Genomic DNA, 14415 nt, shown 5'->3' with positions numbered 1-14415 from the left:
CATAAAAATAGCGCCGGAGCACGGCGGAAGAAATCCTGTCCGGGAAAGAGTAAAATAAACGGGGTGAGAAACACTAACTGCATCAGGAGGAATCATTATGACAACATCATTAAATCTGCAATTTGAAAAAACGGCTTTGGTTCTTATTGATTTACAAAAAGGCATTGTGCCGATTGATAAAAGCGGTACCGTTGTGCCGAACGCGAAAAAATTAATTGATGTGTTCCGGGAAAAAGGCGGATTTATCAGCTTTGTGAACGTGGATTTTCATGACGGAGCGGATGCGCTGAAGCCGCTGACGGATGAAGAGGCGGCGGGCCATTCGGCTCCGCCGGCGGATTGGGCTGAATTTGTGCCTGACATCGGAGTGAAAGAAAACGATTATACGGTAACAAAACGGCAGTGGGGCGCGTTTTTCGGCACGGACCTGGATCTTCAGCTCAGAAGACGGGGAATCGACACGATCGTGTTATGCGGGATTGCGACAAACATCGGTGTGGAAAGCACGGCGCGGGAAGCTTTTCAGCTCGGGTATCAGCAAGTTTTCGTAACTGACGCGATGGCGACATTCAGCGATGAACAGCACGAAGCGACACTCAAGTTTATCTTCCCGAAAATCGGCAGAAGCCGGACGACGGAAGAATTTATCGCACAGACAAAATGACAATCTCCAAAAAAAGCCGCGTCCTGTTCTTGACGGCCGTGGCTTCGGGGACGATGCTGAACCCATTGAACTCGTCGATGATTTCTCTTGCGCTTCACAGTATTCAGCATGAATTTCACCTGTCGTTTACAACGGTGTCCTGGCTGATATCGTCCTTTTATCTTGCCAGTGCGGTGGCGCAGCCTGTTACCGGGAAGCTCGGTGATATGCTCGGCAGGAAGAAGCTGTTTTTGATCGGGCTTCTGCTTGTTGCCGTCTCGGCGGTCGGCGCGCCGTTTGCGCCGACTTTTATGACTTTGCTGATCATGCGGCTTTTTCAATCGATTGGAAGCAGCGCGATATATCCGTCCGGCGTCGGATTGATCCGTTCAAATATACAGGAGAAGCAGGCTTCGGCGCTGGCCGTCCTGTCAATCTTTGCATCAGCCATGACGGCGCTCGGTCCGACTCTCGGCGGTTTTCTGATCGTTTGGGGAGGGTGGCCGGCAATCTTTTTCGTCAATCTGCCGTTTATCATTCTCAGCTTTTTTCTCGGAATGTATATGTTTCCGAAAGATGAAAAACGCGAGATCGGCGGCTTGAAAGGCGTGCTTCGCCAGCTTGATACGATCGGGATACTTCTGTTTGCCGGGGCGATTATCCTTCTCCTGTCGTTTTTATTGTCCTTCAGTACGAAGCCTCACTATACAGAAGGCGTATTCGGGCTTTTGTTTGTCGGGCTGTTTATCTGGCGCGAGCTGAAAACAGAGAAGCCGTTTATTGATGTCAGGCTGTTTAAAACGCATCGGAAACTATCGTCGGTGTATATTCAATTTATTTTGCTGAATATATTCTTTTACTGCATCTTTTTCGGGCTTCCGAGCTATTTTCAGGATGAAATGCATTTGTCCGTTCAGACAAGCGGATTGATTATGCTGTTTATGTCGGGCATGAGTATTCTGGTGTCGCCTCTGACCGGAAAATGGATAGATAAGAAAGGGCTTCTTCAGCCGATTGTTGCCGGAACCTGCCTGACCGCGATCGGTGCGGTGCTGTTAACGTTTTTCTTTCTTCAGGCGCCTATGATAGGAAAAGGGCTGATCCTGTCCGTGCTGGGTGTCGGCTACGGCTTCGGAAATGTCACGTTCCAGGCGGCCATGCTGAAAACGAGCCCCGCCGACATGGTCGGAACAACGTCCGGCCTGTTTCAGACCTGCCGGTATCTCGGTTCGATTTTGTCTTCTGTCATTTTGGGCATTCTTTTCGGAAAAGAAATTACCGCCGGCCATTTTCATATGCTCGGCACGATTCTTATCGTTGTCGGCGCTGTAAGCCTTTTGATGGCATTCCGGTTTTCGGTTCTCCTCAAAAAAGCCTCTTAACAGGCGCAACAAAAAGAGACGGGCTCTCCCCGTCTCTTTTTTGTGTAATGTGCTCAAAAATTAAAACGATTATTGTCGACAGCGACCAATGTTATTTACGGAATTTTCAGTTATATTTTTTCACATGTGATGTAAGGAAAACGTACATGCGGGAGGGAGAAAATGACAAAAACAACGAGTGATCGGCTAAGCAACAAAGATTTACTGCCTTTAGAAGACGGCGAACGGACATGGAAAGCGGTGAATTTTGCATCCATCTGGATGGGCTGTATTCATAATATCCCGACCTATGCGACTGTGGGCGGGCTCATTGCGATCGGTCTTTCTCCGTGGCAGGTGCTCGCCATTATCGTGACGGCGTCACTCATTTTGTTCGCCGCTTTGGCCTTGAACGGCCATGCCGGAACGAAATACGGACTGCCTTTTCCGGTCATTATCAGGGCTTCTTACGGAATATACGGGGCTAACATTCCGGCGCTTCTCAGGGCGTTTACAGCCATCATGTGGCTCGGAATTCAAACATTTGCCGGAAGCACGGCTTTGCACATTCTGCTTTTGAATATATGGCCGGGCTGGGGGAGCCTCGGCGGAGATTGGAATATATTCGGGCTTCATCTGCCGGGTTTTCTGTCGTTCATTTTCTTTTGGGGCATTCATCTGCTTGTGCTGCGGCACGGCATGGAATCAATCAAAAAATTTGAAGTGTGGGCGGGTCCGCTTGTTTATCTCGTCTTCGGCGGCATGGTCTGGTGGGCGATAGATATTGCCGGCGGGCTCGGACCGATTTACTCACAGCCTGGAAAGTTCCATACATTTTCTGAAACGTTTTGGCCGTTTGCCGCCGGAGTGACGGGTATTATCGGAATATGGGCGACGCTGATTCTGAATATCCCTGACTTCACCCGGTTCGCCGCGTCGCAAAAAGAACAGATTCGCGGCCAGTTTTACGGCCTGCCGGGAACGTTTGCGCTGTTTGCGTTTGCGAGCATTACAGTGACATCCGGATCACAGGTAGCATTCGGAGAACCGATTTGGGATGTGGTGGAGATTTTGGCCCGGTTTGATAATCCTTTCGTTATCGCTCTTTCGGTCATCACACTTTGCATCGCCGCCGTCTCGGTTAATGTGGCGGCAAACATCGTGTCACCGGCCTATGACTTGGCGAATGTCCTGCCGAAGTATATTACATTCAGGAGGGGAGGGTATTTGACCGCCGTTTTGGCTCTGTTCACAATACCGTGGAAGCTGATGGAGAGCGCCACGAATGTTTATGCGTTTCTCGGACTCATCGGCGGGATGCTCGGACCGGTGGCCGGGGTGATGATGGCTGATTATTTTATCATCAGAAAAAGGCAGCTCTCAGTTGAAGACCTTTATTCGGAAACCGGACAATACACTTATTACAAAGGCTATAATTACCGGGCCTTTGCCGCGACTTTTCTCGGCGCGTTTATTTCTTTAATCGGGATGTACGTCCCGGCGTTCGCCGGCATCTATGATATTTCCTGGTTTGCGGGTGTCATTTTGTCGTGTCTCGGTTATACGGCGCTTATGTATATTCATCCTCCTTATGCAAAAGCGGAGGGACGAATCGTGCGGGAAAGAGCGGCCGAATAAAAAAAGCCGGGGGCTGCCCCCGGCTTTTTGTCATATCAGTCTGCGATTGAAACGTTTCCGTCCGCTTCAAGCGGCGTTCTTTTTTTCTGGCTCCAGCCATACAGGAGCAATGCAATCAGGACGAACAGCCCCGCTGCCAGATAAATCGAATGGAATCCGGCGGAAGCGACGAAGAGGCCGAATACATATGACCCGCCGGCAATCCCGCTGTCAAAGAAAGTGAAGAAGGTAGCCGTCGCAAAGCCTGAACGGTGTCCGGGCGAGTTCTGAATCGCCAGCGTCTGCATACAAGGTACGATAGAGCCGTATCCGAGGCCGATTACGGCACCGGACAAGAGAAGCATGAGGGCGCTGTTTGTCATCGCCAGCATGCAAAGCCCCGCGGAGAACACGATAATCGACGGATAGATGACGATTCCCGGCCCCACTCTGTCAAACAGCTTTCCTGTGAAAGGACGGGCGGCCATCATCGTCACTGCGAAACAGACGAAGAAATAGCCGCTGACATCCAACAGGTGGATCGTCTTTGCATAAACGGATAAATATGAAGTCACACTTGAATAACAGAAAGAAATGGACAACCCGACAATCGCGATTTTAAGCGCGCCTTTTTCAAACATGTCGGAGAAAGAAAAACGGAAGACTGTCGTTCCGCTGTTGTTTTGATCCGGCACACGAATCATAAAAGCAATCAGCAAGCCTAAAGAAACAAATACGGCAAAAATCGTAAAGAAAACCGGGAACGAAATGACTTTCACAAGGCTCAGCCCGAGAAACGGACCGATCGCCATGGCAAGGTTCATAGACATCGCGAAATAACCGAGCCCCTCGCCGCGCCGCTTGGCGGGAATAATGTCAGCGGCAATTGCGCCCGTGACCGTCGTTAAAATGCTGAACCAGATGCCTTGGAAAAAACGCAGTCCGAGCAGCAGATAGAAATTGTGTATCGGCAAATACAGATAAGAAGATAGGGCGAACAGCGCCAGAGATACAATCGTCATTCTTTTCTTGCCGAACCGTTCAATAATCGCCCCTGAAAAAGGACGGGTGATAATAGCAGATAACAGGAACAGGCTGATCAAAAGCCCTCCTTGCGATTCACTGCCGCCAAGCTCCTGAATCATATAGATAGGCAGCACGGCCAAAAATGTATAAAAGAACACAAAGACAAATAAATTCACGAGTACGACCATAATAAAATCTTTGGTCCAGATCGAGTCAGATTTACTCAAAAGTACAGCACTTCCCTTTCTTTTTTATTTCGTTAAAAACACATTCAGAAACTCAGAAAAAGCTTCCTTATCTCCATCTTGGAAATCCGCAAGCATGTCTTCCTCGAACTTCAGCATCTCTTGATTGATGCTGTCGTATTTCAATTCAGCTTCCTTCGTCAGGACGACGAGCTTTTCCCGCTTGTCTTCTCCCTGTTCCCGCTGAATCCAGCCGTTTTCTTCAAGGCGTTTGATCGTTCTGGTAACGGTCGGCGCCTCTACGTTCAGATAGGACCAGATTTCTTTTTGGGTCATCGGTCCGATCGTTTTTAAGCAATATAGGATTGACCATTGAGAGGAGTACAGGCCGAATGGTTCCAGCCGTTCATTGGCTTTCTTCGTAATCAGGCGGGCGCATTGATTGATTTGATGAATGAGGCGTCTGTTGACGTGGATCATTTCCGTTCTCCTTTTCAAAAAACTTACCTAAGTAACTAATTGTGCTGTTTCATTCTACAGCAGGATCGCGCGGATGTAAACCCCCCGTTCAAAAAGCAGAAAATTATGACCCGCCCCTTGTCCTTATTGAGTTTTTAGCATATTCCCAATTCATTGCTAATACACTGTTACAAACCTATCAAAGAGAGTGTTTGAGGTGAGGGATCGTGGGCATATTTCTAAAACCTTCTTATATAATCGGACAACGAAGAAGCTGCATCATCAGTGAATTTGTTACAGAATACGGATCTCATTTCACACTTCTCACATCCAACTGGGGAGGTCGAGTGGTGTGCACGATTACATCAAAGAGCGAACAATCAAGATTGGTAAGTATATCGTGGAGACGAAAAAAACCGTTCGTGTCATTGCGAAAGAGTTTGGTGTTTCCAAAAGTACCGTACACAAAGATCTGACAGAGCGCCTGCCTGAAATTAATCCTGACTTGGCGAATGAAGTAAAAGAAATACTCGATTATCATAAATCCATCAGACATTTAAGAGGGGGAGAGGCGACGAAATTAAAGTACAAGAAGGATGAAATTCTTGAAGGGGAGCCCGTTCAGCAGCCGTAGCGCCTGACGTCTGCCGGGCCCTTTTTTCTCCTCCCGGGCGGTTTCGCGAATATCCGCAAAATTTTGTCAAGAACTTATATCGTTCAGCAGCTTTTTTTTGATAAATTATGATAATATATATAATTAGGGCACAATGTGGATATTTTACTGTGAAACAGATATCAAGGAGGATATAAATAGATGTTTGCAAGGGATATTGGAATTGACCTCGGTACTGCAAATGTACTGATCCATGTAAAAGGAAAAGGAATTGTTCTGAATGAGCCTTCCGTTGTGGCACTTGATAAAAACAGCGGCAAAGTGCTGGCTGTCGGTGAAGAAGCCAGACGAATGGTTGGACGTACACCTGGGAATATTGTTGCGATCCGTCCGCTGAAAGACGGCGTAATCGCAGACTTCGAAGTAACAGAAGCCATGCTGAAACATTTCATTAATAAGCTGAATGTAAAAGGACTTTTCTCAAAACCGCGCATGCTGATCTGCTGCCCGACGAATATTACATCCGTTGAGCAAAAAGCGATTAAAGAAGCAGCTGAAAAAAGCGGCGGAAAGCATGTGTACCTTGAAGAAGAACCGAAAGTTGCCGCTATCGGCGCGGGTATGGAAATCTTCCAGCCGAGCGGTAACATGGTTGTTGACATCGGAGGCGGTACGACAGATATCGCAGTTATTTCTATGGGCGATATTGTCACCTCCTCTTCTATTAAGATGGCTGGGGACAAGTTTGACATGGAAATCTTAAATTATATCAAACGCGAGTATAAGCTGCTGATCGGTGAACGTACCGCTGAAGATATTAAGGTGAAGGTCGCAACGGTTTTCCCAGACGCACGTCATGAAGAAATCACCATCCGCGGCCGTGACATGGTTTCCGGTCTGCCGAGAACGATTACAGTAAACAGCAAAGAAGTAGAAGAAGCCCTTCGTGAATCAGTTGCCGTCATTGTGCAGGCCGCCAAGCAGGTTCTTGAAAGAACACCGCCTGAATTGTCCGCTGACATCATCGACCGCGGCGTTATCATTACCGGCGGTGGAGCGCTGTTAAACGGGCTTGACCAGCTTCTTGCCGAAGAGCTGAGGGTGCCTGTTCTTGTCGCTGAGAACCCGATGGATTGTGTTGCGGTCGGAACCGGCGTCATGCTGGATAACATGGACAAGCTTCCAAAACGCAAACTGAGCTGATGATAAAACCTCATTCTGAAAAAGAATGGGGTTTTTTTCTGCCAAACCCTTCACGAACGGGAATGTAAATCCGATAATAAGAAAAAATGCTGATTTTCATTATAGAACAAATGTTCCGGTGGTGCAACTGGAAATAATGCTATTTCAGAGGTGGAAGACTTGTTAAAAGGATTATATACCGCAACGTCCGCAATGATTACACAGCAGAGAAGAACGGAAATGCTGTCAAATAACATCGCAAACGCGAATACATCAGGGTACAAAGAGGATCAAGGTTCAATCCGCGCCTTTCCCGAGATGCTTCTGAGCCGAATAGAAGGCGACAAAAAAACGAAAATCGGCTCCGTCAACACAGGCGTATACATGCAGGAGCTGAAACCGTTGTTTACGCAGGGAAGCCTGAAAACGACCGATCAGCCGACGGATATCGCGCTGATGGAGAATCAGGTTCCCAAGAATGCCGAAACGAATGAAAACGCCGAGCTGTTTTATCCCGTGCAGACCGCGGGCGGCGTCCGCTATTCAAAAAGCAGCACTTTCTCATTAAATGAAAACAATCAGCTTACGATAAACGGAAACCTTGTGTTATCAACAAACGGACAGCCGATTACAGTCGACAATGAAAAATTCACCGTATCAGAAAACGGAACGGTCACGACAAACGGCCGGCCGGCGGGGCAGATTGATATCAGAATGGAAGAAGACGTGCGCAATCTGAAACGGGACGGCAATGACCTATACAGCACGGCCGACGGCTCTGAACTGCCGAGCGCGGCGGCGAATCCCCAAGTCTCGTATTCATTAAAGCAAGGCGTCTCGGAGCTTTCGAACGTGGACGTGACGAGCACGTATACAGAAATGACGGAAGCATACAGATCATTTGAAGCCAATCAGAAAGTCATTCAGGCTTACGATAAAAGCATGGATAAAGCCGCAAATGAAATCGGCAAAGTGTAACAAAATGGGGGACGTTCAATTATGATGCTCAGATCAATGCTGACGGCTTCAACAGCCTTAAATCAGCTTCAGCAGCAGATGGATACAGTCAGCAGCAACCTTTCAAACAGTGATACGACAGGCTATAAAGCGAGGGACTCCCGCTTTTCCGAGCTGATCAGACAGCAGTATGACCATATAGATGACAAAAAGGAAAATTCGCCGGACATGCGGAAAACGCCGCCCGGCCTGCGTCTCGGCGCCGGAACGGTCATGACTCCGCAGCTGGACTCAGGGCAGGGAAGCATCAAAAAAACCGACCGTGACCTTGATATCGCGTTCACATCACCTTATCAATATCTTCAGGCAGAAGCGGACGGACGGCGGGTGTATACAAGGGACGGCTCACTTTCCCTCAAGCCGGCAGGCGGAAATGACCGGCTGCTTCAGCTGATGACAGCGGGAGGCAATCCCATTCTCGATGAGAACGGTCAGCCCATACAAATTGACAGTTCGCTGACTCAGCTGAAAATCAGCAAAACCGGAACGCTGACTGCTTCAGACCAGGCGGGAACCCGTTCGCAGACGTTTAATCTCGGCATCGTCAATGTCAATAATCCTCAGGCGCTTCATGCGGAAGGGGATAATCTGTTTTCCGTAAACGGCGCGGGGGCTTCAGCGATTGAAGAGCTTACCGGCGCAAACCGGCAGGCAATCGGCATGGAGCAGGGCGCGCTTGAAAGTTCAAATGTCGATATGTCAAAAGAAATGACCGACTTAATCGTGTCTCAGCGTTCCTATCAGCTGAACAGCCGCACGATTACATTGGGAGACCAAATGCTGGGCTTAATCAACTCAGTCAGATAAAAGAAGGGGCGTTTTGATCAGCCGCGCATGATAAAAAATGCGGCTTTCTCAAAATCGCCCTTTTTTTTGTAGTAATCAGTAATATCCTGAAGCAGCACTTCCAAATCCACCCACGCTTCAATTTTCTGCAGCTCCAGCACAAGCTTCTGCAATCGGTCGTACGGGTCCTCCTGAGCGGTGTACAGTATGTTGAGCGCGGTCAGCTTCAATTTCATAATCTTGTTCTGCACTTTTTCAGATATGTATAAACCTTTCTGCAGCACGGTTTGTCCTTCGGCGGCAGAACCGGTTTTAAAAAGTGCTCTGACCGCTTCGTATACACAATGAAGGTAGGAAACGGGAGACTCTTTCTCGAAACGCTGATTGCCCAATACCTTTTTGTAAAAAGGGAGGGCCTCTTTATCTTTTTTCTGGGCGGTCTTTAAAAAACCAAAATTATAATAGGCGTGGCACAGCAGGTTATTGTCATTGATCCGGTCCGTTATCTTTATGGATTCATTAAAGAGCTGTTCTGCGTCTTCATAGCGTGCCTCGTCTATATAATTCACGGCGAGAAGCAGCCGGCAGCTGAGCGTTTTTTTGATGTAGCCGGCTTCATCTTGATAGATTTCCAGCGCTTTATTGACATATTGAATGGAGAGCGCAGGCGACTTCATCATGTAATATGCACCCGCTGTTTTATAATAAAATTCAGCGGCTTCGAAACGGTCCTGTATGGCCGGCAGGTACTGTTCAGCTTCTTTAAAGCGGCAGACAGCACGGTTCGGAGCGCCATTCACCATATGGAATAACCCTTTGAAAAAATAGAAATAATAAGTTAATTCATGATCCATCTCATCTTTGCGCCGCTTCAGCTCGCAGAACAGTTTATTCAGACCGTCTTTTTTCTCAAACAGCAGCTGAAACCGTGCGAAAAACAGCTGATATCTGAGTTTGAGCTTTGCATTCTTTTGTAATTTGGGGAGATGCTGATTGATTTGTTCGTGAAGGGAACGGGCTAGATCGAATTGGCGTTTTCCCATGGCGTCATACCACTCATTCAGCATCACCCGCGTACGTTTTTCAGTAAACTTAGCAATCATCTTCCAACCTCTTTGCATAGGGTAAAAATCTTTATTTATCATAACACATTAATGGACGAGGCTCATTGCCAGCTGGTTACAGTTTACAGCGCGGTTGAAAAAGAAATTGATTCATAATATACTTCCAAATGTACAGATTGGTTGCCACATATACCTTCTATACATACTATTGTCGATGAAGGAGATGTCAAGAGAATGCTTGATACTCAGCAAATTAAAGAAATTATTCCCCATCGCTATCCGTTTCTTCTGGTAGACAGAATTACGGAAGTCGAAGAAGGAAAACGGGCGGCGGGATATAAAAATGTGACGGCGAATGAAGATTTTTTCAACGGCCATTTTCCTGAATACCCTGTTATGCCGGGCGTATTAATCGTAGAGGCTTTGGCGCAGGTCGGAGCGGTTGCGATGCTGATTAAAGAAGAAAACCGGGGCAGACTTGCATTTTTTGCGGGGATTGATAACTGCCGTTTCAAAAAGCAGGTAAAACCGGGTGACAAGCTGGAGCTTGAGGTTGATATTACCCGCGCGCGCGGTACGATCGGACGCGGCAAAGGCGTTGCCAAAGTTGACGGCGAGCTCGTGTGTGAAGCTGAATTAACTTTTGCGCTCGGAGAATAAAAACAAACAAATGGGCTTATAAAAAGCCCATTTTGTATAGAAAGGGGTGAATCTAATGTGGTCAGAATTTAAAAGCTTTGCGATGCGGGGCAATATCATGGATCTGGCAATCGGTGTCGTCATCGGCGGCGCTTTCGGCAAAATCGTGACGTCGCTCGTTGAAGACATCATCATGCCGCTTGTCGGCCTGCTTCTTGGCGGTCTTGACTTTTCAGGGCTGGCCGTGACATTCGGCGAGGCTCATATCAAGTACGGAAGCTTCATTCAAACGATTGTGAACTTCTTCATTATTTCATTTTCTATTTTTATCGTGATCCGCACAATAGGCAAGCTGAGACGTAAAAAAGAAGCAGAAGAAGAGGCTGAAGAAGCCGAGGAAACAGATCAGCAGACAGAACTGCTGACTGAAATCAGAGATCTGCTGAAACAGCGGGCTCCTCACAATGACTAAGGCACAAAAAAAGGCTGGATGATTAACGTCCGGCCTTTTTCATGATTATAATTTTTGTTTAAACGCTTCAATCAGCCGGCTGCCCGAGTAGCCTTCTTTCACGAGCGACTCCAGAATGCTTTCTGATCCGGGGTGGTTTCTTGACACCATTTGACCGTAAATTAAAACTTGTATACTTCTTTCCAGCTCGACGATATTTTTGATGCTTCCCGTCAGCTGGGCGGGACGGTTGCTTTTTTTCGTAATCGTTACAAACACCTTCGCTTCTTTCTGGCTTTTCATCAGCATGTCAAAAAAAGAAAAGTGTTCGGCCGGGACCAGTGCTTCAATTAACCAGTGATTTTCTCCGTCCTCTTTGTTAATAATCAATCCGTCTAAAAGGGGAAACTGCTCAATCGGCTGATCGTCTTTATCTAAACGTTCCACATTCAGATCAACCAGTTTAAAGGTTTTCATCTCTTATTTTCACCCCTGTTGTCCATGTTTTTCGTTCATTTATTATAACACATATCATTTTTCCCGGGAAAATGCTGTAAGGCATGCTTCATCATTTTTGTAGGCGGTCAACATTTAATCATTTCTATTTTTTCATTATAATGTAAAAGAATATGGTCATGGAGAGATGCTTATGAATCAATTGCGCCTGAAGGAAATCTATATAGAAGACGGTTCAAGGCGAAAAGACGATCATTCCTACTTGGTATGCAAAAAGGAAGATTGTGAGGTGCATCTTAACAGAAGGGGAAATGTCGTCTTTTTATATGAAACAAAAGACCGCATGGAACAGTATAAAATTCAGCTTTCACTGACTGATAAAAAGCTGAGTTTTTACTGGTTCGCATGGGACGGCGGAAAGTTTGTCCGCATGTTTGAGAAAGACTGGCTCAAAACGAAACTTTTCTCGCGGCTGCTCAAAAATACATATTACATAAGCGGTCAAAAACAAAAGTTTTTTTTATCAGAAAGAAAAACGAAAACATAAGAGCAGCCTGAACGAATAACGGCTTTATCCGCTTTTTGCTTTCACGAGCCCTTGTACTACAATGAAGCCAGCCTCGAAAAAGAGAGGAGGATACGGCTTGTTTAACCACGTTATGCTTGTCGGGCTGCTGACGAAAGACCCGGAGCTCCGTTTTACATCAGCGGGCATTCCCGTCGCGCATATTACGCTGGCGGTAAACCGCAATTTTAAAAGCGCGTCGGGTGAAACCGGAACCGACTTCGTCAACTGCACCATCTGGAGAAAAAACGCTGAAAACACGGCATTGTACTGCCAAAAAGGGTCAATGGTCGGTGTAAGCGGCAGAATCCAGACGAGAAGCTATGAAAAGACAGACGGCGTAAAAGTTTATGTGACCGAGGTCATGGCTGATACCGTTCGGTTTATGGATCAAAAACGGAAAGAGCCGCTGGCTGAATAGCATGCTTTTTTCCTCGATTTCCCGCCATTCAGCGGGCCCCGCAATACCTCCTTCCCATTTGCCAGTCGAAAGACTGGTTTTTTTGTGCGGGAGCTAAAAAATGGTTAAAAAGAAGTGATTTCGCTTATGAATACTTAAAAACATTGAATATATCGGGATAAAAACTTATAATTACTTACAGATAAGTGACGAAAAAGGGAATGAGGACGTGTATCAAGAAGAAAGACTGATTGCGATAATGGAATATTTGAAACAGCATCGGCGGATCACCGCTGAACAGATATGTTCGCTGCTTCATATTTCAAGAGATACCGCAAGAAGGGACCTTGTAAAGCTGAAAGAGCGCGGGGCCATTATCAGAACACGGGGCGGCGCGATTCTGCCGTCGGTGAATCAGGAAGTTCCGGGCTATTCGGGCCGGCTGAAAACCGTTTCTGAAGAGAAAAACAAAATCGGCAAGCTGGCCGCATCCCTGATCCATAAAGGAGACCGGATCATCCTGGACACCTCGACAACCGTGCAGGCCTGCGCGGAGCATTTAAATGTCACCGGCTGCACTGTTATTACAAATTCGATCAATCAGGCCGATATCCTTTCCGCAAAAGAGGGAATTGATATTCACCTGCTCGGCGGAAAGCTCCAGAAGGAACACCGGTTTTTATACGGGGCTTCCGTCGTAGAAAAACTGGGGGATTATCACGCCGATAAGGTGCTGATCGGCGTTGTCGGCATCTCGGAAAACGGCCTGACGATACCTCATGAAGAAGACGGCATGGTAAAGCGTAAAATGATCCGACAGGCGGAACAGGTGATTGCGCTGAGCGATCACTCCAAGCTTGGCCGTACGAGTTTTTATCAGTATGCAGACCTGCACGAGGTTGACCTGCTGATTACCGATCGGCTGCCTGATCAGGATTTTTGCGATCTGCTCGACCGGCACGGCGTAGAATTGCTTGTAACTGAATCTGAAGAAGAGGATGAGGACATGTGAAACTGATTGCCATAGATCTGGACGGCACACTGCTGAACAGCAGTCATCAAGTAAGCGATGAAAATGAGCGGGCTTTAAGGGAAGCCCGGCAAGCGGGAATTGAAATCGTGATTTCCACGGGACGCGCGCATTTTGACGTGCACTCCATATTCGAACCGCTCGGCATAAAAACGTGGGTCATCAGCGCAAACGGAGCCGCCATTCATGCTCCTGACGGCAGCCTGTACCACTGTGATGCGATTGCAGAAACAAGAGCCCGCGGCATTTTGTCCTGGCTTGAAGAGAATCAATATTACTATGAGGTGTTTACAAACAAAGCCATCTATACGCCTGAAACCGGCAGGCAGCTGCTCGATATCGAAATGGACCGGGTGAAAAGCGCCAATCCGGAAACCGATCTTTCCGTTTTGGAACAGGCGGCTTCAGTGCAATACAGCCAATCCGGCTTTGCTTACATTCATTCATACCGTGAGCTCTTTGAGAAAGAAGAGCATCTGGATTTTTATAATATTCTCGGATTTTCGTTTGATGAGCGGAAGCTGAAAGCGGGCTGGGACCGATTCAGCGGTCAGAAAGATCTCACCCTTGTCAGCTCTGCCGACCACAACTTCGAACTGGCGTCTCGAAACGCCTCTAAAGGGCAGGCGCTCAAACGGCTGGCGCAAAAGCTAGGCATTCCGATGGCTGAAACCGCCGCGGTCGGTGACAGCTTAAATGACTATTCAATGCTTCAGGCGGCCGGAAAAGGCATAGCGATGGGGAATGCGAGAGAAGATATTAAGGAGATCGCTGATGCCGTTACATTGACAAATGATCAAAACGGCGTTGCGCATATGATCAGGAATTTACTGTGAAAGGTATGGCGATACTGTTCATGACTGGCGTGACGCATTCATGGCAAATGCGGCGTAACAGTAAGGACGACATAAAAGACCGGCT

General features: G+C 47.3%; 17 protein-coding genes. 13 read left to right on the top strand and 4 right to left on the bottom strand.

The features are described from left to right. Nucleotides 1-97: 97 nt before the first annotated feature. From AR442_RS15795 to AR442_RS15785, 3 genes are all read left to right on the top strand, one after another. Nucleotides 98-664 carry an isochorismatase family protein gene (locus tag AR442_RS15795; RefSeq protein WP_012118644.1) on the top strand — a complete coding sequence of 189 codons (567 nt, stop codon included), beginning with the start codon at nucleotides 98-100 and terminating at the stop codon, nucleotides 662-664. Further along, nucleotides 661-2025: an MFS transporter gene (locus AR442_RS15790; RefSeq protein WP_003151229.1), complete on the top strand. Its 1365-nt coding sequence runs from the start codon at nucleotides 661-663 to the stop codon at nucleotides 2023-2025. Before AR442_RS15795 ends, AR442_RS15790 begins: the two co-directional genes overlap by 4 nt. Nucleotides 2026-2187: 162 nt before the next feature. After that, on the top strand, nucleotides 2188-3642 hold the full coding sequence (locus AR442_RS15785) for an NCS1 family nucleobase:cation symporter-1 (protein WP_021494824.1): 1455 nt from the start codon (nucleotides 2188-2190) through the stop codon (nucleotides 3640-3642). A gap of 35 nt (nucleotides 3643-3677) precedes the next feature. Here the strand turns inward: AR442_RS15785 and AR442_RS15780 are convergent, their stop codons facing one another. Together AR442_RS15780 and AR442_RS15775 are read right to left on the bottom strand one after the other, a co-directional pair. After that, on the bottom strand, nucleotides 3678-4874 hold the full coding sequence (locus AR442_RS15780) for an MFS transporter (RefSeq protein ID WP_014419077.1): 1197 nt from the start codon (nucleotides 4872-4874) through the stop codon (nucleotides 3678-3680). Nucleotides 4875-4898: 24 nt separating this feature from the next. Next, nucleotides 4899-5312: a MarR family winged helix-turn-helix transcriptional regulator gene (locus tag AR442_RS15775; protein WP_007407562.1), complete on the bottom strand. Its 414-nt coding sequence runs from the start codon at nucleotides 5310-5312 to the stop codon at nucleotides 4899-4901. Between the two features lie 331 nt (nucleotides 5313-5643). On the opposite strand from AR442_RS15775, the gene spoIIID reads away from it, so the two are divergent. The 4 genes from spoIIID (at nucleotide 5644) to AR442_RS15755 (ending at nucleotide 8910) form a co-directional block, all read left to right on the top strand. Beyond that, the gene (spoIIID, locus tag AR442_RS15770; RefSeq protein ID WP_003151236.1) at nucleotides 5644-5925 is read left to right on the top strand and encodes a sporulation transcriptional regulator SpoIIID; all 282 of its coding nucleotides are present in this window, start codon (nucleotides 5644-5646) and stop codon (nucleotides 5923-5925) included. Nucleotides 5926-6105: 180 nt separating this feature from the next. After that, nucleotides 6106-7107, top strand: coding sequence for a cell shape-determining protein Mbl (mbl, locus tag AR442_RS15765; RefSeq protein ID WP_003151237.1), 1002 nt, complete (start codon nucleotides 6106-6108; stop codon nucleotides 7105-7107). Nucleotides 7108-7266: 159 nt separating this feature from the next. After that, nucleotides 7267-8064: a flagellar hook-basal body complex protein FlhO gene (locus AR442_RS15760; RefSeq protein ID WP_007614310.1), complete on the top strand. Its 798-nt coding sequence runs from the start codon at nucleotides 7267-7269 to the stop codon at nucleotides 8062-8064. A gap of 24 nt (nucleotides 8065-8088) precedes the next feature. Next, nucleotides 8089-8910 (top strand): flagellar hook-basal body protein, encoded by an 822-nt coding sequence (locus AR442_RS15755; protein ID WP_014419076.1) that lies wholly within the window; start codon nucleotides 8089-8091, stop codon nucleotides 8908-8910. Nucleotides 8911-8927: 17 nt separating this feature from the next. On the opposite strand, the gene AR442_RS15750 is transcribed toward AR442_RS15755, so the two are convergent. Further along, complete coding sequence (locus AR442_RS15750) at nucleotides 8928-9992, bottom strand: tetratricopeptide repeat protein (protein ID WP_017418759.1); 1065 nt, start codon at nucleotides 9990-9992, stop codon at nucleotides 8928-8930. 195 nt (nucleotides 9993-10187) lie between these two features. On the opposite strand from AR442_RS15750, the gene fabZ reads away from it, so the two are divergent. Beyond that, on the top strand, nucleotides 10188-10613 hold the full coding sequence (gene fabZ / locus AR442_RS15745; protein ID WP_003151242.1) for a 3-hydroxyacyl-ACP dehydratase FabZ: 426 nt from the start codon (nucleotides 10188-10190) through the stop codon (nucleotides 10611-10613). Between the two features lie 55 nt (nucleotides 10614-10668). Next, the gene (gene mscL, locus AR442_RS15740) at nucleotides 10669-11064 is read left to right on the top strand and encodes a large conductance mechanosensitive channel protein MscL (RefSeq protein ID WP_014419073.1); all 396 of its coding nucleotides are present in this window, start codon (nucleotides 10669-10671) and stop codon (nucleotides 11062-11064) included. A gap of 45 nt (nucleotides 11065-11109) precedes the next feature. Here mscL and AR442_RS15735 read toward each other — a convergent pair whose 3' ends face one another. Then, a complete protein-coding gene (locus tag AR442_RS15735; RefSeq protein ID WP_007407558.1) occupies nucleotides 11110-11520 on the bottom strand; it encodes a YwpF-like family protein in 411 nt (136 codons plus the stop codon). A 172-nt stretch (nucleotides 11521-11692) separates the two neighbouring features. Between AR442_RS15735 and AR442_RS15730 the strand changes: the two genes are divergently transcribed. The 4 genes from AR442_RS15730 to AR442_RS15715 all read left to right on the top strand — a co-directional run bounded on the left by AR442_RS15730 (nucleotide 11693) and on the right by AR442_RS15715 (nucleotide 14330). After that, entirely contained in the window at nucleotides 11693-12046 is a 354-nt protein-coding gene (locus AR442_RS15730) for a hypothetical protein (RefSeq protein WP_003151247.1), read from the top strand. A 97-nt stretch (nucleotides 12047-12143) separates the two neighbouring features. Beyond that, the gene (locus tag AR442_RS15725; RefSeq protein ID WP_053285347.1) at nucleotides 12144-12485 is read left to right on the top strand and encodes a single-stranded DNA-binding protein; all 342 of its coding nucleotides are present in this window, start codon (nucleotides 12144-12146) and stop codon (nucleotides 12483-12485) included. A gap of 208 nt (nucleotides 12486-12693) precedes the next feature. Continuing rightward, nucleotides 12694-13476, top strand: a complete 783-nt coding sequence (locus AR442_RS15720; RefSeq protein WP_003151250.1) for a transcriptional regulator GlcR — start codon at nucleotides 12694-12696, stop codon at nucleotides 13474-13476. Then, nucleotides 13473-14330, top strand: a complete 858-nt coding sequence (locus AR442_RS15715) for a Cof-type HAD-IIB family hydrolase (RefSeq protein ID WP_021494827.1) — start codon at nucleotides 13473-13475, stop codon at nucleotides 14328-14330. The genes AR442_RS15720 and AR442_RS15715 overlap by 4 nt, the downstream gene beginning before the upstream one ends. Nucleotides 14331-14415 lie beyond the last annotated feature (85 nt).

The organism is Bacillus velezensis (assembly GCF_001461825.1).
Classification (GTDB): Bacteria; Bacillota; Bacilli; order Bacillales; family Bacillaceae; genus Bacillus; species Bacillus velezensis.
Note: the sequence above shows the minus strand (reverse complement) of the source record. Positions and strands in the feature narration are given on the sequence as shown.

Coding starts and splice junctions, on each gene's coding strand:
- AR442_RS15755 (WP_014419076.1), top strand. CDS start 8,089: ATGCTCAGATCAATGCTGACGGCTTCAACAGCCTTAAATCAGCTTCAG.
- AR442_RS15735 (WP_007407558.1), bottom strand. CDS start 11,520: ATGAAAACCTTTAAACTGGTTGATCTGAATGTGGAACGTTTAGATAAA.
- mscL (WP_014419073.1), top strand. CDS start 10,669: ATGTGGTCAGAATTTAAAAGCTTTGCGATGCGGGGCAATATCATGGAT.
- AR442_RS15775 (WP_007407562.1), bottom strand. CDS start 5,312: ATGATCCACGTCAACAGACGCCTCATTCATCAAATCAATCAATGCGCC.
- AR442_RS15750 (WP_017418759.1), bottom strand. CDS start 9,992: ATGATTGCTAAGTTTACTGAAAAACGTACGCGGGTGATGCTGAATGAG.
- AR442_RS15790 (WP_003151229.1), top strand. CDS start 661: ATGACAATCTCCAAAAAAAGCCGCGTCCTGTTCTTGACGGCCGTGGCT.
- AR442_RS15785 (WP_021494824.1), top strand. CDS start 2,188: ATGACAAAAACAACGAGTGATCGGCTAAGCAACAAAGATTTACTGCCT.
- AR442_RS15795 (WP_012118644.1), top strand. CDS start 98: ATGACAACATCATTAAATCTGCAATTTGAAAAAACGGCTTTGGTTCTT.
- fabZ (WP_003151242.1), top strand. CDS start 10,188: ATGCTTGATACTCAGCAAATTAAAGAAATTATTCCCCATCGCTATCCG.
- mbl (WP_003151237.1), top strand. CDS start 6,106: ATGTTTGCAAGGGATATTGGAATTGACCTCGGTACTGCAAATGTACTG.
- AR442_RS15730 (WP_003151247.1), top strand. CDS start 11,693: ATGAATCAATTGCGCCTGAAGGAAATCTATATAGAAGACGGTTCAAGG.